General features: G+C 70.6%; 17 protein-coding genes and 2 pseudogenes. 8 read left to right on the forward strand and 11 right to left on the reverse strand.

Going from position 1 to position 23,157, the window contains the following annotated elements; translation table 11 throughout:
* Positions 1-942, forward strand: a 942-nt coding sequence (locus ACIBAF_RS38460; RefSeq protein WP_399469560.1) for an IS200/IS605 family accessory protein TnpB-related protein, incomplete at its 5' end; no start/stop codon positions are given.
* A 48-nt stretch (positions 943-990) separates the two neighbouring features.
* Positions 991-1,653: an ATP-binding cassette domain-containing protein gene (locus ACIBAF_RS38465; protein ID WP_399469689.1), complete on the forward strand. Its 663-nt coding sequence runs from the start codon at positions 991-993 to the stop codon at positions 1,651-1,653.
* A gap of 48 nt (positions 1,654-1,701) precedes the next feature.
* On the opposite strand, the gene ACIBAF_RS38470 is transcribed toward ACIBAF_RS38465, so the two are convergent.
* Positions 1,702-2,370 carry a GntR family transcriptional regulator gene (locus tag ACIBAF_RS38470; protein WP_399469562.1) on the reverse strand — a complete coding sequence of 223 codons (669 nt, stop codon included), beginning with the start codon at positions 2,368-2,370 and terminating at the stop codon, positions 1,702-1,704.
* Positions 2,371-2,465: 95 nt separating this feature from the next.
* Between ACIBAF_RS38470 and glyA the strand changes: the two genes are divergently transcribed.
* Genes glyA through ACIBAF_RS38495 form a run of 5 tightly spaced genes read left to right on the forward strand, consistent with a single transcriptional unit; the run spans position 2,466 to position 8,830 of the window.
* A complete protein-coding gene (glyA, locus tag ACIBAF_RS38475) occupies positions 2,466-3,827 on the forward strand; it encodes a serine hydroxymethyltransferase (RefSeq protein ID WP_399469564.1) in 1,362 nt (453 codons plus the stop codon).
* Entirely contained in the window at positions 3,824-5,044 is a 1,221-nt protein-coding gene (locus ACIBAF_RS38480; protein WP_399469566.1) for a sarcosine oxidase subunit beta family protein, read from the forward strand. The genes glyA and ACIBAF_RS38480 overlap by 4 nt, the downstream gene beginning before the upstream one ends.
* 18 nt (positions 5,045-5,062) lie before the next feature.
* The gene (locus ACIBAF_RS38485; protein WP_399469568.1) at positions 5,063-5,359 is read left to right on the forward strand and encodes a sarcosine oxidase subunit delta; all 297 of its coding nucleotides are present in this window, start codon (positions 5,063-5,065) and stop codon (positions 5,357-5,359) included.
* Entirely contained in the window at positions 5,356-8,208 is a 2,853-nt protein-coding gene (locus ACIBAF_RS38490) for a sarcosine oxidase subunit alpha family protein (RefSeq protein ID WP_399469570.1), read from the forward strand. Before ACIBAF_RS38485 ends, ACIBAF_RS38490 begins: the two co-directional genes overlap by 4 nt.
* Complete coding sequence (locus ACIBAF_RS38495) at positions 8,201-8,830, forward strand: sarcosine oxidase subunit gamma (protein ID WP_399469573.1); 630 nt, start codon at positions 8,201-8,203, stop codon at positions 8,828-8,830. Before ACIBAF_RS38490 ends, ACIBAF_RS38495 begins: the two co-directional genes overlap by 8 nt.
* Positions 8,831-8,977: 147 nt before the next feature.
* On the opposite strand, the pseudogene ACIBAF_RS38500 reads toward ACIBAF_RS38495, so the two are convergent.
* The 4 genes and pseudogenes from ACIBAF_RS38500 to ACIBAF_RS38515 form a co-directional block, all read right to left on the reverse strand.
* Positions 8,978-9,061, reverse strand: a pseudogene (locus ACIBAF_RS38500) (DNA-binding response regulator); the annotation flags it as partial.
* Between the two features lie 275 nt (positions 9,062-9,336).
* A complete protein-coding gene (locus tag ACIBAF_RS38505) occupies positions 9,337-10,272 on the reverse strand; it encodes an amidohydrolase family protein (RefSeq protein WP_399469575.1) in 936 nt (311 codons plus the stop codon).
* Complete coding sequence (locus ACIBAF_RS38510) at positions 10,223-10,753, reverse strand: hypothetical protein (RefSeq protein ID WP_399469577.1); 531 nt, start codon at positions 10,751-10,753, stop codon at positions 10,223-10,225. The genes ACIBAF_RS38505 and ACIBAF_RS38510 overlap by 50 nt, the downstream gene beginning before the upstream one ends.
* Before the next feature lie 119 nt (positions 10,754-10,872).
* The gene (locus tag ACIBAF_RS38515) at positions 10,873-14,517 is read right to left on the reverse strand and encodes a family 78 glycoside hydrolase catalytic domain (protein WP_399469579.1); all 3,645 of its coding nucleotides are present in this window, start codon (positions 14,515-14,517) and stop codon (positions 10,873-10,875) included.
* A gap of 220 nt (positions 14,518-14,737) precedes the next feature.
* On the opposite strand from ACIBAF_RS38515, the gene ACIBAF_RS38520 reads away from it, so the two are divergent.
* Entirely contained in the window at positions 14,738-15,346 is a 609-nt protein-coding gene (locus tag ACIBAF_RS38520; protein WP_399469581.1) for a TetR/AcrR family transcriptional regulator, read from the forward strand.
* Positions 15,347-15,353: 7 nt separating this feature from the next.
* Here the strand turns inward: ACIBAF_RS38520 and ACIBAF_RS38525 are convergent.
* From ACIBAF_RS38525 to ACIBAF_RS38550, 6 genes and pseudogenes are all read right to left on the reverse strand, one after another.
* A pseudogene (locus tag ACIBAF_RS38525) lies at positions 15,354-15,524 on the reverse strand (FAD-dependent oxidoreductase); the annotation flags it as partial.
* Complete coding sequence (locus ACIBAF_RS38530; protein WP_399469583.1) at positions 15,521-16,381, reverse strand: bifunctional methylenetetrahydrofolate dehydrogenase/methenyltetrahydrofolate cyclohydrolase; 861 nt, start codon at positions 16,379-16,381, stop codon at positions 15,521-15,523. The gene ACIBAF_RS38530 and the pseudogene ACIBAF_RS38525, both read right to left, overlap by 4 nt.
* Positions 16,382-16,403: 22 nt before the next feature.
* Positions 16,404-18,842 (reverse strand): FAD-dependent oxidoreductase, encoded by a 2,439-nt coding sequence (locus tag ACIBAF_RS38535; RefSeq protein ID WP_399469585.1) that lies wholly within the window; start codon positions 18,840-18,842, stop codon positions 16,404-16,406.
* A gap of 228 nt (positions 18,843-19,070) precedes the next feature.
* Positions 19,071-20,039 (reverse strand): ABC transporter substrate-binding protein, encoded by a 969-nt coding sequence (locus ACIBAF_RS38540; protein WP_399469587.1) that lies wholly within the window; start codon positions 20,037-20,039, stop codon positions 19,071-19,073.
* Positions 20,040-20,053: 14 nt separating this feature from the next.
* On the reverse strand, positions 20,054-22,054 hold the full coding sequence (locus ACIBAF_RS38545) for an ABC transporter permease (RefSeq protein ID WP_399469589.1): 2,001 nt from the start codon (positions 22,052-22,054) through the stop codon (positions 20,054-20,056).
* A complete protein-coding gene (locus ACIBAF_RS38550; protein WP_399469591.1) occupies positions 22,054-23,142 on the reverse strand; it encodes a glycine betaine/L-proline ABC transporter ATP-binding protein in 1,089 nt (362 codons plus the stop codon). Before ACIBAF_RS38550 ends, ACIBAF_RS38545 begins: the two co-directional genes overlap by 1 nt.
* Positions 23,143-23,157: the final 15 nt, after the last annotated feature.

Raw genomic sequence — 23,157 nt, forward strand, 5'->3', positions numbered from 1 at the left:
TACGTCCTCGCCGCCCGCGTGTGCTTTGCGCACCGGGGTGAGCAGTGGCGCGACCGGGTGGCCGCGAACCGGGCCGTCGCCTACCGCATCCACGAAGACGTCCAGCGGGGTCGCTGGTACCTCACCGCGTCCTGGACGATCCCGCCGGTGCTGACCGTCCCGCTGGCCAGGGCCCGCGCGAACGGTCTGGTCGGCGTGGACACCAACGCCGATCACCTGGCCGCCTGGCGCCTGGACCAACACGGCAACCCCGTCGGCGAGCCCCGCCGGTTCGACTACGACCTCACCGGCACCGCCGAATACCGCGACGCCCAGGTCCGCCACGCCCTCATCCGCCTGCTGCACTGGGCGAAACGCCACGGCCTGGCGATCGCGGTCGAGGACCTGGACTTCACCGCCGAGACCACCCGCGAGAAGCACGGCCGCCGCAAACAGTTCCGCAAGCTGATCTCCGGCATGCCCGTGGCCAGACTCCGCGCCCGCCTCGTCGCCATGGCCGTCGAACTCGGCATCACGGTCGTCGCCGTGGACCCGGCCTACACCTCCCGGTGGGGCGCCCAGCACTGGCAGAAACCCCTCACCACCACGACCAGGAAGACCACCCGCCACGACGCGGCCGCCGTGGCGATCGGAAGACGCGCCCTGGGACACCCGATCCGGCGACGGACGACACCGCCCCCACAGCACCGGAGTGATGCGGTGGGGCATCGGAGCGTCCAGGCCCGACCGGGGGTCCCGGGGCGTGAGGGAAGCCGCCCCCGCATCCCCGGACCACGGACACGATCCGTGCCGCCCGGACGCGGAGCGAACGCGGCAGACCAGGACGCCCAACACCGTTCGGGGCGCCCGGCTGAGCACAAGCCCTGGCAACAGGACGTGACGACCCGCTCAGTCCCTAGGAACGGTATCTGGGCGAAGCGATCGTCGGCATCGGGACGCTGAAAGCGGCCGGCGCAGAAGCGCAGGCCTTCGACCACTGGTCGCAGCGCGATCGTCGGGCTCTCCGGCTCGGGCAAGAGCACGCTGGGGAAGCTCCTGCTCGGACTCTACGTCCCCACAGAGGGGGACATCTTCTACGACGGCGTCTCGCTGCGGGACGTCAACTGGCAGGACCTGAGACGTCAGTTCGGCGTCGTCCTGCAGGAGAGCGCCCTGTTCAGCGGGTCGGTACTGTCCAACATCACCCTCAGTAACCCGTCGATCGAGCGCGAGCGAGCCGTCGCGGCCGCCGGGTTGGCTGCCATCCATGACGACATCATGACCATGCCCATGCAGTACGACACCTTCGTCTCCGAGGGTGGGAGCGCCCTGTCCGGCGGTCAGCGGCAACGGCTGGCCATAGCGCGAGCGATCGCGCACAGACCTTCCATCCTCATGCTCGACGAGGCCACAAGTCATCTGGACGTCGAGACCGAGCGGAAAGTCGCGGAGAACCTGCGCACTCTCGCCTGTACCCAGATCATGATCGCGCACCGCTTGAGCACGATCCGCGACGCCGACACCATCCTGGTACTCGACCAGGGAACCATCGTGGAGCAGGGCAACCATCACGAGCTGCTTCGGCGAGCCGGTCACTACGCGAGACTCGTGGGCCAGCAGATCGAGCCAGGCCAGACGACACGGCCGCCCCGCGGCGCCACTGACCGGCGCTGACCGCGGCGCTCCACCGGCGGTCCCCACGGTGCGGGGCGGCCTCGCTCTTCAGATGGCTGCGCGAATGGCCTGTTCGAAGCCCTCGACGTGACTGCGGGCGAGCCGGGCCGCCTTGTCGGGGTCGCCGGCGACGATCGCCTCGATCAACGGGCCGTGCTCTTCGATGTGGCCGGCCATGTCGGTCAGACGGTCGACGAACAGGCACCAGATGCGGGTGGCCAGGTTGTCGTGGCGGACGAGGGTGTCCTCCAGGTAGGGATTGTGCGTGGCGGCGTAGATCGCGCGGTGGACCTGGAGGTCCAGGTGCATCAGCTCGGCGGCGTCCTGCTGCCGGGAGCCTGCGCTCTGCAGCTCCCGCAGGAGGTCCGTCAGCGTCGCCCGGTCCGCGGCCGTGGCGCGGCGCGCCGCCTGGGCGGCGGCCAGGGGTTCCAGTTCCTGGCGCACCTCGGAGATATGGGCCAGGTCGGTGATGTTGACGTCGGTGGCGAAGGTGCCGCGTCGGGGGTAGGTCGCGATGAGGCGCTCGTACTGGAGTCGCTTGAGGGCCTCGCGCACCGGCGTCCGCCCGACGCCGAGGGACTGCGCCAGCTGGTCCTCGTTGATCGGCGCGCCCGGGCGGATCTCCAGCATGACGAGCCGGTCGCGGACGGCGCGGTAGGCGCGTTCGGCGAGGGACAGCTCCTCGCCCCCGGGCTGCTCGGTCGCCATCTGCTGCATGAAGCCCCCTTGACTGGTCCCAGCGAGCTCCCATACCTTACCTCAGAGGTTGATATATCAGTTGCTCTTCAGTTGACTCCCAGGATGGTGTGCAGATGGCAACGACCCCGTCGATCACCACGGTCGGCTCCTCCCTCTCCCTCCCGCTCAGCGAGCTCGACCCGGATGTCGCCACCGCGGTGGCCGCCGAGCTGCACCGCCAGCAGTCCACCCTCGAGATGATCGCCTCGGAGAACTTCGCCCCGGCCGCCGTCATGGAGGCCCAGGGCTCGGTCCTGACCAACAAGTACGCCGAGGGCTACCCGGGCCGCCGCTACTACGGCGGCTGCGAACACGTCGACGTCATCGAGCAGTTGGCCATCGCCCGGGTGAAGGACCTGTTCGGCGCCGAGGCCGCGAACGTGCAGCCCCACTCGGGCGCCCAGGCCAACGCGGCCGCGATGTTCGCGCTGCTCCAGCCCGGCGACACGATCCTCGGCCTCGACCTCGCACACGGTGGGCACCTGACCCACGGCATGCGCATCAATTTCTCCGGCAAGCTGTACAACGTCGTGCCGTACCACGTGCGCGAGTCCGACATGCGCATCGACATGGACGAGGTCGAGCAGCTCGCCCTCGCCCACCGGCCCAAGCTGATCGTCGCGGGCTGGTCAGCGTACCCGCGGCAGCTGGACTTCGCCGCGTTCCGGCGGATCGCCGACGCGGTGGGGGCGTACCTGATGGTGGACATGGCGCACTTCGCCGGTCTGGTGGCCGCAGGGCTCCACCCGAGCCCGGTGCCGTACGCCGACGTCGTGACGACCACCACGCACAAGACCCTCGGCGGCCCGCGCGGCGGAGTGATCCTCAGCCGCGCCGACCTGGCCAAGAAGATCAACTCCGCGGTCTTCCCGGGCCAGCAGGGCGGCCCGCTGGAGCACGTCGTCGCGGCGAAGGCGGTGGCCTTCAAGGTGGCGTCGAGCGAGGAGTTCAAGGCGCGCCAGCAGCGCACTCTGGACGGCGCCCGCATCCTCGCCGGGCGGCTGCTGGCCGACGACGTGGCGGAGGCCGGCATCACGGTGCTGACCGGCGGCACCGAGGTCCACCTGGTCCTCGTCGACCTGCGGAACTCCGCGCTCGACGGGCAGCAGGCCGAGGACCGGCTGCACAGCATCGGCATCACCGTCAACCGCAACGCGGTGCCGTTCGACCCACGCCCGCCGATGGTCTCCTCGGGGCTGCGGATCGGCACCCCCGCCCTGGCCACCCGGGGCTTCGGCGAGGCGGAGTTCCGGGAGGTCGCCGACATCATCGCCCAGGCGCTGAAGGAGGAGCAGCTCGACGGCGAGCGCGCGGGCCTGCTGCGCGACCGGGTCGAGAAGCTCGCCGACGCGTTCCCCCTCTATCCCCAGCTGCCTCACCTGCCCCACCGGTCCCACCTGCCCCACCGGTCCCACCTGAACGGAGACGCGGCATGACGACCAAGCCGCTGCCGGAGCATCCGGACTGGCTCTGGCGCAACCCCGAGCCGCGATCCTCGTACGACGTCGTCATCGTCGGCGCGGGCGGCCACGGCCTGGCCACCGCCTACTACCTCGCCAAGAACCACGGCATCACCAACGTGGCCGTGCTGGAGAAGGGCTGGCTGGCCGGCGGCAACATGGCCCGCAACACCACGATCATCCGCTCCAACTACCTGTGGGACGAGAGCGCGGCGATCTACGAGCACGCACTCAAGCTGTGGGAGCGGCTTCCGGAGGAGCTGGACTACGACTTCCTGTTCAGCCAGCGCGGTGTCCTCAACCTCGCGCACACCCTCCAGGACGTCCGCGAGGGCATGCGCCGCGTGGGCGCCAACCGTCTCAACGGGGTCGACGCCGAGTGGCTCGAACCGGACGAGGTCGCCAAGGTCTGCCCCATCCTCAACGTCTCGTCCCGCACCCGGTATCCGGTCCTCGGCGGCACCTTCCAGCCGCGGGCCGGCATCGCCAAGCACGACCACGTCGCCTGGGCGCTGGCCCGCCGGGCCGACGAGATGGGCGTGGACCTGATCCAGGGCTGCGAGGTCACCGGCTTCCTCAAGGACGGCGACCGGGTCGTGGGCGTCGAGACCAACCGCGGCCGCATCCACGCCGGCCGGGTCGGCCTCGCGGCCGCCGGGCACAGCAGCGTGCTGGCAGAGCGGGCGGGCGTCCGGCTGCCGGTGCAGTCGCATCCGCTCCAGGCGCTGGTCTCCGAGCTGCACGAGCCGGTGCACCCGACGGTCGTCATGTCCAACCACGTGCACGTCTACGTCTCCCAGGCCCACAAGGGCGAGCTGGTGATGGGCGCGGGCGTCGACTCCTACAACGGCTACGGGCAGCGCGGCTCCTTCCATGTGATCGAGCAGCAGATGGCCGCCGCCATCGAGCTGTTCCCCGTCTTCGCCCGCGCGCACGTGCTGCGGACCTGGGGCGGCATCGTCGACGTCACCCCCGACGCCTCCCCCGTCATCGGCACGACCCCCGTCGAGAACCTCTACGTCAACTGCGGCTGGGGGACCGGCGGGTTCAAGGCCACCCCGGCCGCCGGCTGGACCTTCGCGCACACCATCGCCACGGGCGAGCCGCATCCCCTGAACGCCCCCTTCGCCCTGGAACGCTTCGCGACGGGCGCGCTGATCGACGAGCACGGCGCAGCAGCCGTGGCCCACTGAGGGATTGAGGAGAACGCCATGCTGCTGATCACCTGCCCGTGGTGCGGTCCCCGGGACGAGACCGAGTACCACTACGGCGGACAGGCCCATGTCCCCTACCCGGAGACGCCCGCCGACCTCACCGACGAGCAGTGGGCCGAGTACGTCTTCTACCGCGACAACCCCAAGGGCCCCTTCGCCGAGCGGTGGATGCACAGCATCGGCTGCCGCCGTTGGTTCAACGTCCTGCGCGACACCGTCACCTACCAGGTGCTGAGCTCCTACCGGCTCGACGAGCCGCGCCCCGTACTGCCCCAGGCCGGAGGGAACCGATGACCGACCAGCGCTTCCGGCTCCGGCAAGGCGGCCGCGTCGACCGCGGCACCGTGCTGCGGTTCACCGTCGACGGACGGAAGCTGACCGGGCACCCCGGCGACACCGTCGCCTCGGCGATGCTGGCCAACGGGGTCGTCGAGGTCGCCCCGTCGCTCTACCGCGGCCGCCCGCGCGGCATCGTGACCGCGGGCGTCGAGGAGCCCAACGCCTTGGTGCAGCTCGACGGTTCGTGCTCGGAGGGCATGCTCCCGGCGACGACGGTGGAGCTGTACGACGGCCTGTCCGCCACCACCCTGTCCGGGATGGGCCGGCTCGACCCGACCCCCGACCCCGCCGTCTACGACAAGAAGTACGTGCACACCGACGTCCTGGTCGTCGGCGCCGGACCGGCCGGGCTCGCTGCCGCCGCCGCTGCCGCCGGTTCCGGCGCCCGCGTGATCCTCGTCGACGACCAGCCGGAGCCCGGCGGTTCACTGCACTCCGACGCCGAGTGGATCGCCGACGTCCGTGCGGCGCTCGACATCGCCCCCGAGGTCGTCGTGCTGCAACGCACCACGGCTTTCGGGTCGTACGACGACAACTACGTGCTGGCCCTCCAGCGGCGCACCGACCATCTCGGAGTCGCCGCTGTGGAGGGCGTCTCGCGGCAGCGGCTGTGGCACATCCGGGCCCGGCAGGTCGTCCTGGCGACCGGTGCGCACGAGCGTCCGCTGGTCTTCGCCGGCAACGACCGGCCCGGGGTGATGCTCGCCGCGGCCGTGCGCACGTACCTCAACCGGTATGCCGTGGCGCCGGGTTCGCGGGCCGTGGTGAGCACGACCAACGACAGCGCCTACGACACGGTCGCCGATCTCCACTCCGCCGGGATCGACATCGCCGCCGTCGTGGACGCGCGCCCCGAACTGACCCACCGGGCCGCCGAGGTCGCCGTCGCGACCGGAGTGCGGGTGCTGACGGGCAGCACGGTGGTCGACACCGCGGGGGACGGCCGGCTCACCGGCGTCACCGTCCAGGCTCTCGACGCGAGCGGTCGACTCGCCGGTGAGTCACAGTCGTTCGACTGCGACCTGCTCGCCGTGTCGGGCGGCTGGAGCCCGGTGGTGCACCTGCACAGCCAGCGCCAGGGAAAGCTGCGCTGGGACGAGGACCTGGTCGCCTTCGTCCCCGACGGGACCGTGCGGAACCAGCAGGTCGTCGGTGGGGCGCGCGGGACGTACGACCTCGACGGCTGCCGGGCCGAAGGAGCGCGGGCCGGCGCCCGCGCCGCGAGCGACGCCGGGTTCCCGGTGGCCGTGCCCGCCGAGGTCGCGCGGGTCTCGGCCGGCCCGACGCGGGCCCTGTGGCTGGCGCCCGCCCCCGACGGCGAACCCGGCGGCTGGGACACCCACTTCGTCGACCTGCAGCGCGACGTCACCGTCGCCGACGTCTGGCGCTCGACCGGCGCGGGCATGCGGGGTGTCGAGCACGTCAAGCGCTACACCTCGCTCGGCACCGCGGGTGACCAGGGCAAGACGTCCGGTGTCAACGCGATCGGTGTGATCGCCGAGGCCCTCGGCGCGGGCGCCTCGCCCGGAGAGATCGGCACGACGGCCTACCGGGCGCCCTACACGCCGGTGGCTTTCGCGGCCCTGGCCGGGCGTGAGCGCGGCGACCTGTTCGATCCCGAACGCACCACCTCCGTTCACAGCTGGCATGTGGCCCACGGCGCGGAGTTCGAGGACGTGGGGCAGTGGAAGCGCCCCTGGTACTACCCGGAGCCCGGCGAGGACATGGACGCGGCCGTGGCCCGCGAGTGCCGGGCGGCCCGTGAGGGGGTGGCGTTCATGGACGCCTCCACCCTCGGCAAGATCGAGATCCGGGGCGCGGACGCGGGCGAGTTCCTCAACCGGATCTACACCAACGCCTTCAAGAAGCTCAAGCCCGGCACGGCCCGCTACGGCGTCATGTGCAAGCCCGACGGCATGATCTTCGACGACGGTGTGACGCTGCGCCTCGACGAGGACCGCTACTTCATGACCACGACGACCGGCGGCGCCGCCCGTGTCCTGGACTGGCTGGAGGAGTGGCTGCAGACCGAGTGGCCCGAACTCGACGTCCACTGCACCTCGGTGACCGAGCAGTGGTCGACGATCGCCGTGGTCGGGCCTCAGTCGCGCGAGGTGGTCGCCCATCTCGCGCCCGACGTCGACCTGTCCGCCGAGGCCTTCCCGTTCATGGCCTTCCGCGAGACCACCCTGGCCTCCGGCGTCCCGGCCCGCATCTGCCGGATCTCCTTCTCCGGGGAACTCGCCTACGAGATCAACGTCTCCGCCTGGTACGGCCTGGCGGTCTGGGAGGAGGTGTACGCGATCGGCCGCCCCTACGACATCACCCCGTACGGCACCGAGACCATGCACGTCCTGCGGGCCGAGAAGGGCTACATCATCGTCGGCCAGGACACCGACGGCACCGTCACCCCGCAGGACGCGGGCATGTCCTGGGTGGTGTCGAAGCAGAAGGACTTCATCGGCAAGCGGTCCTACGCCCGCGCCGACACCTCCCGTACCGACCGCAAGCAACTGGTCGGCCTGCTGCCGGCCGACCGCACGACCCGGCTGCCCGAGGGCGCCCAGCTCGTCGCGCCGGACGTGGCCCTCACTCCCGAGGCCGGGCCGGTGCCGATGCTCGGCCACGTCACCTCCAGCTACCACAGCCCGGCCCTGGGCCGCCCCTTCGCCCTCGCCCTCGTGGCCGACGGGCGGGCAAGGATCGGCGAGACCCTGCTCGCCCCCGTGGGCGAGGACCTGGTGCCCGTCGAGGTGACCGACTTCGTCCTCTACGACCCCGAAGGGACCAGGCGAGATGGCTGAGCCGACGATCGACGCGGGCGCGGGCCCGGTGGCCCTGCGCACCAGCCCCGTGGCACATCTTCAGGAGCGGATGCGGGCCGCCACGGTCACCGGCGCCCGGGGCGTCGAGCTGACCGAGTGGTCGTTCGTCTCCATGGTGAACGTGCGCGTCGACCCCGCGTCCGAAGGGGCCGACCGCATCGAGAAGACCCTCGGGGCGCCACTCCCCCGGCAGTGCGGCCACACCAGCGCGTCCGGCCCCCATACGGTGGTGTGGCTCGGTCCCGACGAGTGGCTCGTGCTGTCCCAGGCCGAAGAGGCGTCTGTGGCCGCCGAGTTGCGGGAGGCGCTCGGAGCGGATGCGGGCTCGGTCGTGGACGTCTCGGCGAACCGCACCACACTGGAGCTGAGCGGCCCGGCCGCCCGGCAGGTGCTGGAGAAGGGCTGCCCGCTGGACCTCCACCCCCGGGCCTTCGGACCCGGCCGGGCGGTGTCGACCACGGTGGGACCGGTCGCGGTACTGCTCTGGCAGGTCGACGACACGCCGACGTATCGGCTCTTCCCGCGGTCCTCGTTCGCCGACTACCTGGCGCGCTGGCTCATCGACGCGATGAGCGAGTACCGCGGACCCGAGGTGCCCTGACAGCGACTGTGCGTGGCCCCCTCGACGATTCCTGTCTCGCCTCGGCGCCGCCCAACCGGCCCGTCGGCTGGGGCCCTTCCCGGACCTACCCGGCGGCCGACTCGGCGGCGCCGACGCGGCGGCCGGCCTGGAGATCCTGACGTCGGCTCAGGGCCGTGGCGATGTGGGCCGCACGAGTCCGGTCTGGTAGGCGATGACGACGAGTTGGGCGCGGTCCCGGGCGCCCAGTTTCCCGGCGCCTGCAGGGCGCCCAGCCCGACGGCCGTCAGCACGGCCAGCCACATCAGGGCGACATAACCTCGCCGCCGGAAGGCCAGACGGCCCAGTCGATACAGAAAGTCAGCCACGTCAGGGAACTCCACATCTGCTCTCGCTTACCCCGAACAGGCTGTCCTGGAGAGGGCCCTCCCGTCGTCCTGCGGCTACGGTCACTGTCGCCTCCCGTATCTGGAGGACCGACTACTGAAACCGCGGTACTCGTCCGGCCGTCCACTCCTTCGCCGGTACTACGCCCCGCCCTCGCCCAGTCCGAAGAGCTTTGCCGCGTTGTCGTGGCACACCGCCCGCAGCCATTCGTCCCCGAGACCCAGGCGTTCCAGGGCATGGAGCTGGTGCAGGTACGGATAGGGGAGGTTGGGGAAGTCGGAGCCGAGCAGGACGCGGTCGCCGAGGCCGGTCAGCCGGGGCAGGGCCCGGCGGGGGAACGGCATGAGCCGCTCGGTGAAGTCGGTGAAGGCCATCGTCGTGTCCAGCCGCACCTGCGCGTACCGCTCGGCGAGGGTGAGGAACTCCTCGTACTCGCCCATCCCCATGTGCGCGACGATCAGCCGCAACCGGGGGTGCCTCGCCAGCACCTGCGCGATCGGCTCGGGGCCGGTGTGCTTGCCGGGCGCGGGCCCGGAGCCGCAGTGGATCACCACCGGGATCCCGGCCTCGGCCAGCAGCCCCCATGTCTGCTGCAGGAGTTCGTCGGCCGGGTCGTACGCCCCCACCTGCACATGCGCCTTGAAGACGCGCGCGCCCTCCTCGACGGCCTCTCGGACGTACGCCTCGACGCCCGGCTCGGGGTAGAGGGTGGCGGTGTGCAGACAGTCAGGGGTGCGGCGGGCGAAGTCGGCGGCCCAGCCGTTCAGCCACCGGGCCATGCCGGGCTTGTGCGGGTACAGCATCGCGGTGAAGGCCCGCACGCCGAACTCCCGGAGCGTGGCGGTTCGTTCCGCCTCCTCCTGCCGGTAGGTGATCGGCCACTCGAGTCCGCCGGTCAGCGATCCGAGCGCGTCGAAGTAGCCCCAGACCTTGCGCAGGACGCGCTCGGGCATGAAGTGCGTGTGCACGTCGACCAGCCCGGGAAGACCGAGCCGACCCCAGAAACGGCGAACCTCCGCGGCCTCTTCATCGGTGGATCCGGCAGGATCGACAGGTGCCGTGCGGTGATCGTTCATGTCGCCCACGATCGGCCCGGACGAGCCCGGGGGTCCACTCCTTTGCGCAAGGAATCCATGAGGCATCCCTCACCCGGCCCGCCCCCGCCGGACAGACCCCGGGCGGGAAGGCGGGCCGGCAACGCTCCGCCGCTGCCGGAGGGGCCCACGCCGGTGTCGCCGGCGGTGGCGGGGAGAGGCGCTGGACGGCCGCGACGACGGCGGCGCGCCGGGCCGCCGGGGAGGGGTCGCGGACCTGGTCGGCGGCCGCGTCCACGAGATCGAGCCGGCCCGCCCAGGCCATGGCGATCTGGTTGAGGAGGACGATGATGTCGGTCGGATCCCAGGCGGGGTCCAGGAGCCCGGCGTCCTGAGCCTCGCGCAGCTGCCCGACCTTGCGGCGGACGGCGTCCTGGGCGGTGGCGTGCCCCTCGAACTCCAGCCGGCCCAGCTCATGCCACGGCGGCTTCGGCGCCCGCCACGCCGAGGCGCACGTGCCCACCTGGATCTGACACCGCCCTCCTGGATCTGACTGCGCGCCGGATCCGACCTCCCGCCCGCACGGCACCGCCGGGGCCCTCGCATCGAGGACCCGGCAGCACCTGACGCCCGGCGTTCAGGTCACCCGGCGTTGAAGCGGTACGAGCCCGCCCGGGCGCGGTAGACCTTGTAGGCCGCCCCGCCCGAGGCATCGTCCCGGACGAAGACGGCGCCCCGGGGCGCGGTGACGGGCTTGTCCTGGGTGGGGACCCAGATCTCGGCGTCGGTGTTGTACGGGACGGTCACCGCGAGGTCGATCCTGCCGTCGGGCCGACGGCGCCACTGCGAGGACACCCTGCCGCGCACGGTGTCGATCGAGGCGCTGACATGGTCGAGGGTCGCCGGCGCCAGGTCGATGTCCTGCGTGTCCTTCGGGACGCGGCTGTTGACCGCGGCCGAGGGGATGTACGGGCGGATCCGCAGTGATGCGTACGCCGTCGCCGTCGGCTTGATGCCGGCCAGGCCCTGGTAGAACCAGGTCGCCACGTTGGAGCGGTAGTGGTGGTCGACCGAGAGCCGGTCGGTCCACTGCTCCCACAGCGAGGTGGCGCCCTTGGCGATCTGGTAAACGTAGCCGGGCACGCCGGTCTGGGTGACGGCCTTGAGGGCGATGTCCGTGTAGCCGTACTCGCTGAGGATGTCGAACTCGTAGCGGGAGCCGTACATGTCGTTCTGGATGTGCTGGTCCGCCGCCACGATGCGGTCGGCCAGCAGCTTGGCCAGGGCCTTCTTGTTCTCCGCGAGGGTCTTGGCGCCCGCCAGGTGGCGCGGGTCGTCAGGGCTCAGATCCGATCCGGGAACCAGGTCGAAGGCGATGGCCAGGGCGTTCTCGCTGGAGATGCTGCCGTGGGTGAAGTGCCCCTGGGAGGCGTCCCAGTGGTTGGCGATGAACGCCCTGCGCAGCGTGCGCGCCAACTCCGCGTAGTGGGCGGCGCGTTCGGTGCGGCCGAGCCTGCGGCCCACCTCGTCCATGTAGTCGCAGAAGTGGATGTAGAAGGCGAGGCTGATGACGGCGTTGCTGCCGGGGGCCTCGGCTCCGGAGTAGGCGCCGAGCGAGGCCTCGAACGTGTAGCCGTTCTCCGGGGTGAACAGGGTCTCGTAGTACTTCAGCAGCGTGTCCTGGTGGTCGTAGAGCTCGGCGAACAGGCTGCTGTTGCCGTAGTACGCGTACAGCTCCTTCGGGATGACGAAGTACGCCGAGTCCCAGGCCGGCACCGCCTTCCACGCGGCGTTCCAGCCGGGGGTGTGGTCGTAGCCGTAGCCGCCCTTGGCGATGGGGACGAACATGGGCAGTTGGCCGGTGGAGATCTGTGTGTCGGGGAAGTGGCGCAGGTAGTTGGTGAGGACGGCGTTGACGTCCCAGGTGAGGGACTGCGACTCGGAGCTGGCCATGGCGTCGCCGGTCCAGCCGTTCTTCTCCCGGGAGGGGGTGTCGGTGGGCTTCTGCACCAGGTTGTTCTGCTCGGCCCACTCCAGGTTGCGCTGAAGGCGGTTGAGGAGGGCGTTGTCGGTGGTGAAGGCGCCGGTGCGGGCGAAGCCGGTGCGGGCGACGTCGACGGTCAGTACGTACGCGTCACGGGTGAGGTCGGGGGCTCGCCCGAGGACCGCCTCGAGGTTCATCACTTCCAGGTAGCGGAACCCGAAGTGGCTGAACTGCTGTTCCCAGGTCTGCGTCGGCCGCCGGCCGAGGGTGTAGTAGTGCGTCTGGAGGTTGGCGTCGTGCTGGAAGTTCTCCTCCTCCACGGAGAGCGGGGAGGCGGCCGTGCCGTCGCCGCCGACGATGCGGTTGCCGCCGCGGATGCGCAGGGTGACGCCTTCCTTGTCGGGGCGGGCGCCGGTGAGCTGCAGGCGGACGAAGCCCGTCAGGATCTGGCCGTAGTCCAGAACCCAGGTTCCCGATCCGGGCGCCGTCTCGGTGATCGAGACCGGGCTGAGCGTCCGGCCGACCAGTACCGGCTCCGCCTCGTGGGCGCGCAGGACGGCGGGCTTGAAGCCGGCGGGGACGGTCGTGGCGGGGAGCGCGCCGTGGTGCTGGGGCGATGGGCCGGAGCAACTGCCGGGCGGGATCAGCACGGTGGCCGGACGCCAGTCGCGGCCGCCGCGGTAGCCGGGCGAGCGCCACTCCCCCAACTCCTCCGCCCGGCGGGCGTCGTACTTCTCGCCCGAGTAGACGGAGTCGAACGTCGTGGGCCCGTCCGCGGTGAGCCAGTTCTGGTCGGTGACGAGTGTGGTGGCGGAGCCGTCGGCGTACGTCACGACGAGCTTCGCGCGCAGGCGGGGCTGACCGGTGTAGGGCGCGAGCTGCCAGTACCACTCCTGGGGCGTGGTCAGGCCGTACCAGCCGCGTCCGAGTTCGGCGGCGAGCACGTTCGGCCCGCCGGCCTCCAGCAGCCCGGTGACGTCGAAGGTGTCGTAGAGGACCGTGCGGTCGTAGGTGCTCTGGTCGGTGAGCAGGCGGGGGACGTTGGTCCGGCCGGGGTTCGCCTGCTCGCCGTCGACGGTGATCGGGTCGCCGTTGACGGTGAAGGTGACGTTGCCCGCGGCGCTCAGGTGCAGCCGGGCCTTGGCGATACGGCGGCCTGTGGGCAGGGTGAACGCGCGGCGCAGCACCGGGGCCGGGTTGGCGATCGGCAGCACGCTGTTCTTGGACGGGATGTAGGGGTTCTTCGGCGGGAAGGTCAGACCGGCCAGGGTGCCGATGCCGTTCTCGAAGGGGTTGGCTCCCGTGGTCAGGTCGACGGAGAAGTCGCGGGCGCCGGCGCCGGTCACCTTGACGCTGCGGACGGTGGCGCTGGTGCCGCCGGCGAAGCCGAAGCTGCCGTGGCGGCGGATCTGGTCGCCGGTGAGCGTACGGCTGTCGACCTCGACGCCGTTGACGGTGGTGGTCACGGTGAGACCGTGGGCGGCGACCTGCACGGTGTGGTCGCGGGCGGCCCAGGTGTCCTTGGTCAGGCCGGTGGCGGCGGGGAGGGTGACCGTGCCGACCGGGACGCTGCGGGTGCCCGCGGCAGTGGGGTTGGTCTCGCTCTGGGGGTCGTAGTGGTCGACGCCCCAGTCCGGCTCGGAGGCGCCGTCGTCCACCCAGGTGTTGCCGGCGTAGTGGCTGGTCCTCATGACCAGTTGCATGTCGTCGCCGCTCTGCCGGACGGTCCAGTTCAGGCCCTCGCCCCAGGTCTTCCCGATGGGTTCGGCGCGCAGCAGCAGAGCCAGGCCGCTCGTCGGGTCGGCGCCGCCGCGGAAGACGACGGTCGCGGTCAGGTCCTGCCAGTCGTGGTCCTGTGTGTCGCGGCCGCCGATCCACCGCGCGCCCGACCAGTCCTTCTCGCCCTTCAGCAGGCCGGTCTCCCACAGCGCCGGTTCGCTCCAGGGGCCGGGTGCGCCCTGGTCGTCCCAGGTCCGCACCCGCCAGAAGTACGCCTGCTCCGAACGCAGCGCGCCGCCGCCGTAGGGCGCCTCGGTGCTGTTCGCACCGGCCACCTTGCCGCTGCGCCAGACGTCGGCCCGGCCGGCCTTGGTGCCGACCTGGATCTCGTACGCGGTCTGTCTGGCCACCGGAGGCACCCAGCTGAACGCCGGCGCGGTCTGCGTGCCCAGCGGGGCGACCCGCGAGTTGACCTGCAGGTCCGCGGGTGCGGAAGCGGGCCCGCCCGATGTCGTCGCGCTCGCCGCCCCGGCGTTCGGCGCGGCGGCGAGGGGCAGCGCGGCCCCGGCTGCCGCGGCCGTCATGACGCCGAGCATGTGTCGGCGGCTCACTGCACTTCTGTTGTCCTCGGCCACGGCTCAGATTCCTTTCCACTGGACAAGTAGGTATTGAAACGTTTCAACCCCTACCAAGTGGAAAGCTTATGAACAACCCTGGCCGAAACGCAATGGGTCGAGTCGACGCCTCGAATCCCTACCGCTGGTAAGTTTTGATGGTGGCGTCGTCGAGGAGAGGGAGCGCACCGTGAGTCAGGCAAAGGCACGTGGGCCGTACGCCAGGACACCCGCCCGCAAGGCGGAGATCGTACGGGCGGCACGCGACAGTTTCGCCGAGAACGGCTACGCCAAAGCCTCCCTGCGCGACATCGCCGATCGGGCCGGCATCACCCACGCGGGCCTCCTGCATCACTTCCGCAACAAGGACGAGCTCCTCGCCGAGGTACTCGCCGACCGCGACGCGCAGGAGTGGCAGCAGGGTCTGGCACAGGTGGACAGCCTGGATCAGCTCGCCCCCTACCTCGGCGAACTCATCCGCCACCACCAGAGGGCGCCGGAGCTGATGCGCCTGTGGATCGAGCTCGCCGCCGCGGCTTCACGGCCGGAACATCCCGCCCACACCTACTTCGCCGAACGCTACGAACGCGGGCGCGCCGAGTTCGCCGGGGGGTTCCACGACGAGGCCGCGCGCAGCAGGCTGCGCGAGGGTGTCAGCCCCGAGAGCGCGGCGGTCCTCTTCCACGCCGTGCTCAACGGGCTCCAGTTGCAGTGGGTGCTCGACCAGGACCTCGACATCGTCGGGCCCGTCACCGACTTCGTGCGCCTGCTGATCGACCAGGGCCGCGACTCCCAGTGATCACCCGGAGGCGGGTCGGTCGAGCCGGCCGGTTCGAGGCGGAGCCCCTCTCCAGCACGGCCACGTTGGTGATGCCGTGGTTCTTCGCCAGGTAGTGGGCGGTGGCCAGACCGTGTCCGCCGCCGCCCACGACGACGTCCTACGCCCGCTTCGGCTCGGGTGTGCGCCACAGGTTCATACGGCGCTCGCGTTCCTCTCGGCGGCCTCGACGACGTTGGCGAGGAGCATCGCCCGCGTCATGGGGCCCACGCCTCCGGGCATCGGCGCGACCCACCCGGCGACCTGCGTCGCGCCCGGGTGTACGTCGCCGACGAGCCCGCTGTCGGTGCGGGTGATGCCGACGTCGAGGACGGCGGCGCCCGGGCGGAGCATGTCGCCGGTGATCAGTCCGGGTGAGCCGGCGGCCGCGACGACGATGTCCGCCTCGCGCACGTGCCAGGCCAGGCCCTTGGTGCCGGTGTGGCACAGGGTGACGGTGGCGTTCTCCGAACGGCGGGTCAGCAGCAGGCCGATGGGGCGGCCGACCGTGATGCCCCGGCCGATCACGCACACCCGCGCGCCGGCGATCGGCACGTCGTACCGGCGGAGCAGTTCGACGATGCCGCGTGGGGTGCAGGGCAGCGGGGCCTCTTCGCCGAGGACGAGCCGGCCGAGGTTGACGGGGTGCAGGCCGTCGGCGTCCTTGGCCGGGTCCATGCGTTCCAGCACGGCGTTCGCGTCCAGGTGGCGCGGCAGCGGGAGTTGCACGATGTAGCCGGTGCAGGCGGGGTCGGCGTTGAGTTCGTCGATGACGTCCTCGACCTGCTGTTGGGTGGCGTCGGCGGGCAGGTCGCGGCGCAGGGAGGCGATGCCGACCTGCGCACAGTCGCGGTGCTTGCCTGCGACGTAGGCGTGACTGCCGGGATCGTCTCCGACCAGGACGGTGCCGAGCCCCGGCGGCCGGCCGCCGGTGGCGGTCAGCTTGGCGACCCGCTCGGCGAGTTCGCGGCGGATGTCGGCGGCGGTCGCCTTGCCGTCGAGGAGTTGTGCGCTCACTGGCGGTGCCTCTCCCTCACGGTCAGCCACGGAGGCGGGACATGGACGGGTCGAACAGGGGCTCCTCGGCGACGACCGCCTCGATGCGCCGGTCGAAGTAGCCGATGTGCAGGGTGCTGCCGGGGGTGGCGAGTTCCGCCGGGAGCCACGCGTACGCGATGCCCTTGCCGATCGTGTAGCCGTAGGCGGCGCTGGTGACGTACCCGACCGCGCGGTCGCCGTCGTACACGGGCTCCTTGCCCAGCACCACCGACCGGGGGTCCTCGATCGTGAGGCAGGTGAGCTTGCGCCGTGCTTCGGCCTTGCGGCGCTCCAGTGCCGGCTTGCCGATGAAGTCGCCCTTGTCGAGCTTGACGGCGAAGCCGACGCCGGCCTCGTAGGGGTCGTGCTCGTAGGTCATGTCGGTGCCGAAGGAGCGGTAGCCCTTCTCCAGGCGGAGGCTGTTGAAGGCGCCGCGGCCGGCGATGACGCCGCCCAGCGGCTGGGCCGCCTGCCACAGGGTGTCCCACAGCTTCCGGCCGAGGTCGGCGGTGGTGTACAGCTCCCAGCCGAGTTCGCCGACGTACGACAGGCGCATCGCCGTCACCGGGACGCTGCCGATGTGGGCGCGTTTGGCGCGGAAGTACTTCAGGCCGTCGGCCGAGAAGTCCTCGTCCGTGAGGGGCTGCAGGACCTTGCGGGCGAGCGGGCCCCACAGGCCGATGCAGCAGGTGCCGGGGGTGATGTCGCGGACCTGGACCGTGCCGTCGGCGGGGAGGCGGCGGGTGAACCAGTCGAGGTCCAGGTTGCCGTTGGCGCCGACCTGGAAGAGGTCGTGGGCGAGGCGGGCGACGGTGACGTCGCTGCGGATGCCGCCGTCGTGGTCGAGGAGCAGGGTGTACGTCACCGAGCCGACGGACTTGGCGACCTTGCTGGTGGTGAGGCCCTCCAGGAAGTCGGCGGCGCCGGGGCCGGCCACCTCCAGCCGCTTGAGGGCCGTCATGTCGTACATCGCGACGGTCTCGCGGGTGGCCTGCGCCTCGGCGCCGACGATGGGCGACCAGTACTGCGCGGCCCAGTCGTTGGGCGTGGGGATGTTGCGGCCTTCGACCAGGCCCGCGTTGGCCTCGTACCACTGCGGGCGCTCCCAGCCGTTCGCCTCCAGGAAGAACGCGCCGTGCTCCTGCTGGCGGTCGTGGAAGGGGCTCGTGCGGATCGGGCGCGGCTTCCCGGACGGCTGGAGCGGGTGGAGGATGTCGTAGACCTCGACGAAGTTCTGGCAGTCGCGGGCCAGCACGTACTCCGGGGAGAGCTGGTGCTGCTCGAAGCGGTTGACGTCGCACTCGTGCAGGTCGAAGGACGAGCAGTAGCCGTCGACCAGCCATTCGGCCATCGCCCGGCCGACGCCCGCGGAGTGCGTGACCCAGACGGCCTCGGCGACCCAGAAGCCCTTGACGTCCCTCGACTCGCCGAGCAGCGGGAAGTTGTCGGTGGTGAAGGAGAACAGGCCGTTGATGCCTTCCTCGACCTTCGCCTCCTGCGTGGCGGGGAGGAGGGACTGCGTCTCGGTCCAGGCGGGTTCGAAGTCCTCCTCGGTGAACTTCAGGACCGAGGGCATGTCGGCGGCCTCGTCGACGGAGAGGATCTCGTCGGCGGTGATGGGCATCGGGCGGTGGCCGTAGTAGCCGATGCCGATGCCGTCGAAGCGGTCGCGGTAGTAGAGGTCGGCGTCCTGGTGGCGCAGGATCGGGCGCACCGCCTCCTCGGTCTGGCCCGCGAGGGCCGGCACCGGGCCGGTCCAGGCGAGCTGGTGGGCGAGCGGGGTGAGCGGCAGGTTCATGCCGACCATGCGAGCGATCTTCGGTCCCCAGATGCCGGCGCAGCACACGACGATGTCGGCCGCGATCTCGCCCTGGTCGGTGAGGACGCCGGTGACTCGGCCGTCGGCCTGCTGGACGTCGAGGACCTCGTGGCGGGCCAGAAACGTCACGCCGCGCTCGGTGGCCCGGCGGATCTGCGCCTCGACGGCGAGGACGGCCTTGGCGAGGCCGTCGGTGGGGATCAGGAGGCCGCCGAGGACCCGGTCGCGGTTGACCAGCGGGTGCTGCTCGACGCATTCGTCGGCGCTCAGGAGACGGGCCTCGATGCCCCAGGCGGTGATCCAGCCGTGGCGGCGGTGCAGTTCCGTGAGGCGCTCGGGGGTGGTCGCCACTTCGAGTCCGCCGACCTGCAGGAAGCAGGGCTTGCCGTCGACGTCGAGGGAGCAGAGCTTCTCGACGGTGTAGCGGGCCAGCTCGGTCATGGTCTTGGAGGAGTTCGTCTGGAAGACCAGGCCCGGGGCGTGTGACGACGAGCCCCCGGTGGCGGGCAGCGGGCCCTGGTCGACCACGGTCACTTCGGTCCAGCCGCGCGCGGAGATCTCGTCCGCGAGCGCCGCTCCCACGACGCCCGCTCCGATGATCACCACTCGGGGTCCCGCCATCGCCGCACCTCCGGAATCAAAACCGATTGAGTTGCTTTCTGCGCAACATGCTTCAGGCTGCGCAACTCAATGTGCCTGTCGTCGAGGAGCGGTGTCAAGGGGTCCGTGACGTCGGAAAACGGGACGGAACACGGGCCGGAACACGCCCCGGACACGGCGATGCCCGGCGGGCGGTGCACACGTGTGCGCACCGCCCGCCGGGCATGTTCGACCGGCCCGGGGACTCGGCTACTTGAGCCAGGCGTCCACCTTGTCCTTGTTGGCCTCGACCCACTTCTTGGCCGCCGCGTCGTCGGACAGCTTGTCCTGCGCGATGTACTTGGCGACGGTGTTCTGGTCCTCGTTCGTCCAGTTGAAGTTCTTCACCAGGTTGTAGGCGGGGCTGCCCGACTTGGCGAACTTCGTGCTGACGATCTTGTTCAGGTCGTAGACGGGGTAGTCGCAGGCGACCTTCGCCGCGTCGGTGTCACAGCCCGTCTTGTAGGCGGGCAGGCTGACCTTCTTCAGCGGGACCTCGGACAGGAACCACTGCGGCTCGTAGAAATAGCCGATCACCCACTTCTTGTTCTTCTCGGCGTCGCGGAAGGCCGTGATGAGGGCGGCCTCACTGCCCGCGTACACCACCTTGAAGTCCAGGTTCAGGTTCTTCACCAGCGCCGCGTCGTTGGTGACGTACGACGGGTCGCCGTCCAGGAGCTGGCCCTTGCCGCCCGACTCGGACGTCTTGAACTTCGAGGCGTACTTGTCGAGGTTCTTGTAGTCGAGGATGTCGGGGTGCGCCTTGGCCAGCCACGGCGGCACGTACCAGCCGATGATGCCCTTGTTGCCGGTCTGGCCGGCGTCCACGGCGGTCTTCTGCTGGTCGATGTACTTCTTCACCAGGTCGGCGTGGCCCCAGTTCTCCAGGACCGCGTCGACCTCGCCGGTGCCGAAGCCCTGCCAGGCGATCTCCTCCTTCAGGTTCTTCTTGTTGACCGTGCAGCCGAGGTTGTGCTGTGCGACGTACGCGACGACCGCCGCGTCGGCCTCGTAGCCCACCCAGGGGTTGACCGCGAGGTTGAACGTGCCGCACTTGCCGGAGCTGCCCGCGCTGTTCGAACCCGAGGAGGTGTCGCCGACCTTCGCGCCGCCGCAGGCGGTCATGGTGAGGCCGAGTACGGCCAGGCCGGCCGCGCCGGCTCGCCAGTGTCTTGCCATGGTGTCCTGCTCCTTTAAGCGCCCGCGCGTCGCGCCGCGGCCTGAGTGATCCGGTCGAACATGACTCCGAGCAGTACGATGGCGAGTCCTGCCGCCAGCCCCTTGCCGTACAGCTCTCCCTGCGAGAATCCGGCCACGACGTCGTAGCCGAGGGCCCCTGCTCCTACCAGGCCGCCCACAACAACCATCGACAGCACGTAGATCAGGCCCTGGTTGGTGGCGAGCGTCAGGGCACTGCGTGACATCGGCAGTTGGACCTTGGTGATGATCTGCCAGGTGTTGCACCCGGCGGAGGTGGCCGCCTCGACGGTGGCCTCGGGCACGGCCCGGATCCCGTCGGCGATGATCTTCATGGCGACGGGCGCCCCGTAGACGATCGCGGCGACGATGGCGGTGAAGCGGGTGGCGCCGAACAACGCGAGGAACGGCACGAGATAGACGAACGGAGGCATGACCTGGGCCGCGTCCAAGGTGGGCCGGATCATGCGGTCGGCCATCGCACTGCGGCCCATCCACACCCCGAAGACGATGCCGAGGATCATCACCAGCACCGTCGCGACGAGCGTCGAGGCCATCGTCGTCATGGCGTCCGACCACACGCCGGTGGCGACCAGCAGGCCTACGCACACGGCCGTGGTGATCCCGGCCTTCCAGCCGCCGAGAACCACTGCCAGGGCGACCAGCACCGCGCCGACGAGCCACCAGGGGGAGTCCGTGAGCAGTGTCTGGAACGGGTTGAGCAGGCCGTTGGTGAGGGCGTCGCGAAAGGCGTTGGTCAGGCCCGACAGGTTGTCCTGCACCCAGTTGGTCGCGGTGTCCGTGGCGCTCGCGATGTGGCTGCCGACAGCGCCGTCGCCGGGGAAGTCGGCCGCCCACAGGTAGGTGTGCGAGAGGTAGATCAGGACCACCGTGACCACGGCGCCCACGCCGAGCAGAGGTCGCCGCCACTTCGCGAAGTCGTGCCCCGCGTTCCTGGCGTTCTCCTCGCGTGCGCTGGCCGCGGTCGTGACCCGGTCCAGCACGATCGCCATGATCACGATGGCCAGGCCCGCGTTGAAGGCCGTGCCGACGTCCAGCGACTGCAGTGCCTGCAGGACGTTCACGCCGAGGCCCGGCGCGTTGATCAGGGCCGCGATGGTCACCATGGCCAGGGCGGCCATGATGGTCTGGTTGACGCCCATCACCACGGTCCGCTTGGACATCGGCAGCAGGACCTTCAGCAGCGACTGTCGGCGCGTGGCGCCGAGGGAGTCGGCCGCCTCGACCGTCGTCTTGGAGACGTTGCGGATGGCGTGCGCGGTGATACGGATCGTCGGCGGGGCCGCGTAGATCACGGTGGCGATGGTGGCGGACGCGCCGCCGATGAGGAAGAACAGGGTCAGCGGCGCCAGGTAGACGAAGGTCGGCATCGTCTGCATGAAGTCCAGGAAGGGCGTCATGAGCCGGTTGAACCGGTCCGAGAGACCGGCCCACACCCCGAGCGGGATCGCGAACAGCAGGGCCACGAACACCGCGCACAGGATGAGCGCCAGGGTGTCCATGCTCTCCTGCCACAGCCCCTGCAGCCCGAAGAAGGTGAAGCCCGCCACGGCCAGCAGGGCGACCTTCCAGTTGCCCAGGGCCCAGGAGACGTAGCCCGCCAGGCCGACGACGCCGAGCCAGCCGATCTGCGGGACCGGGCGGCCCCCGGACGGCTGGGAGATCAGGTGCTGGACGAAGGTCACCAGGTTGTCGATGACCAGCCGGATCTCGTTGAAGAAGTACAGGAAGAGCGGGTTGGAGTTGCGGTTGGCGCCGACGGAGTCGTTGAAGTCGTTGATCCATCGGTGCAGGCCGGTCAGATCGGCCACCGCCAGGGACAGGGTCTGCTTGCCGCGCAGGACGGCGAACAGCACCAGCCAGACCACGAGGATCGCGGCGATCAGCACGGGCCGGCCGACCTTGCGCACCCGCTTGACGGGCGCGACCGGCTCCACCGCCTCTGTTTTCTCGGGTTTCTCCATGGCGACGGTCATCACGCGCCGCCTTCCTGCCCGGCGACCACCGCGAGGATCTCCTCGTCGCCGACGATGCCGAGCAGCTTGCCGTCCTCGACGACCTTGACCGGCTTGTCGGCCGCCAGTACCGCCCGGGTGGCCTCCTTCACCACGACGTCCGGGCCCAGCTCGGGACCGTCCAGGGCGTCGCCGTCCTCCGGGGCGCGCATGATCCATCGCAGGGTGAGCACGTCGCCGCGCGGCACGTCCTTGACGAACTCGCGGACGTAGTCGTCCGCGGGGGCGCCGACCAGTTCGTCGCCGGTGCCGCACTGGACCATCTTGCCGTCCCGCATGATCAGGATGCGGTCGCCCAGCTTGAGGGCCTCGGAGAGGTCGTGGGTGATGAACACCATCGTCTTGCCGACCTCGTGGTGCAGCCGGATGACCTCGTGCTGCATGTCGCGGCGGATCAGCGGGTCGAGCGCGGAGAACGGCTCGTCGAAGAAGAGGACGTCCGGGTCGCCTGCCAGCGCCCGGGCGAGGCCCACGCGCTGCTGCATGCCGCCGGAGAGCTGGTCGGGGTAGGAGTTCTCGTAGCCGGAGAGGCCGACCAGTTCGACGACCTCCAGGGCGCGCTTGGCGCGTTCGGCCCTGCTCATGCCGCGGATCTCCAGGCCGAAGGCCACGTTGTCGACGACCCGGCGGTGCGGCAGCAGCCCGAAGTGCTGGAAGACCATGGAGAACTTGCGGCGCCTGAGGTCGCGCAGGCGTTTGGCGTCCGCGTCGCGGATGTCCTCACCCTCGAAGACGAGCTCGCCGGCGGTGGGTTCGATCAGCCGGGTCAGACATCGCACCAGCGTGGACTTGCCGGAGCCGGACAGGCCCATGACGACGAAGACCTCGCCCTTGCGGACGTCGAAGTTCACGTCGCGTACGGCGGCGGTGCATCCGGTGCGGTCCATGAGCTCACGGCGGGTGAGGCCGCACAGCTCCTCGGAGTCCGGGACCCGGTCGGCCTTCGGCCCGAACACCTTCCACAGCCGGCGCACGGATATGACCGGAGTACCGTCCGAATCCTGAGGAATGCCGCTCCGCGGCGACACCTCGGTCTGCGTGGGGGTCACGATCGACCTCTTTTC

It is taken from the genome of Streptomyces sp. NPDC051677 (assembly GCF_044453465.1).
GTDB lineage: Bacteria > Actinomycetota > Actinomycetes > Streptomycetales > Streptomycetaceae > Streptomyces.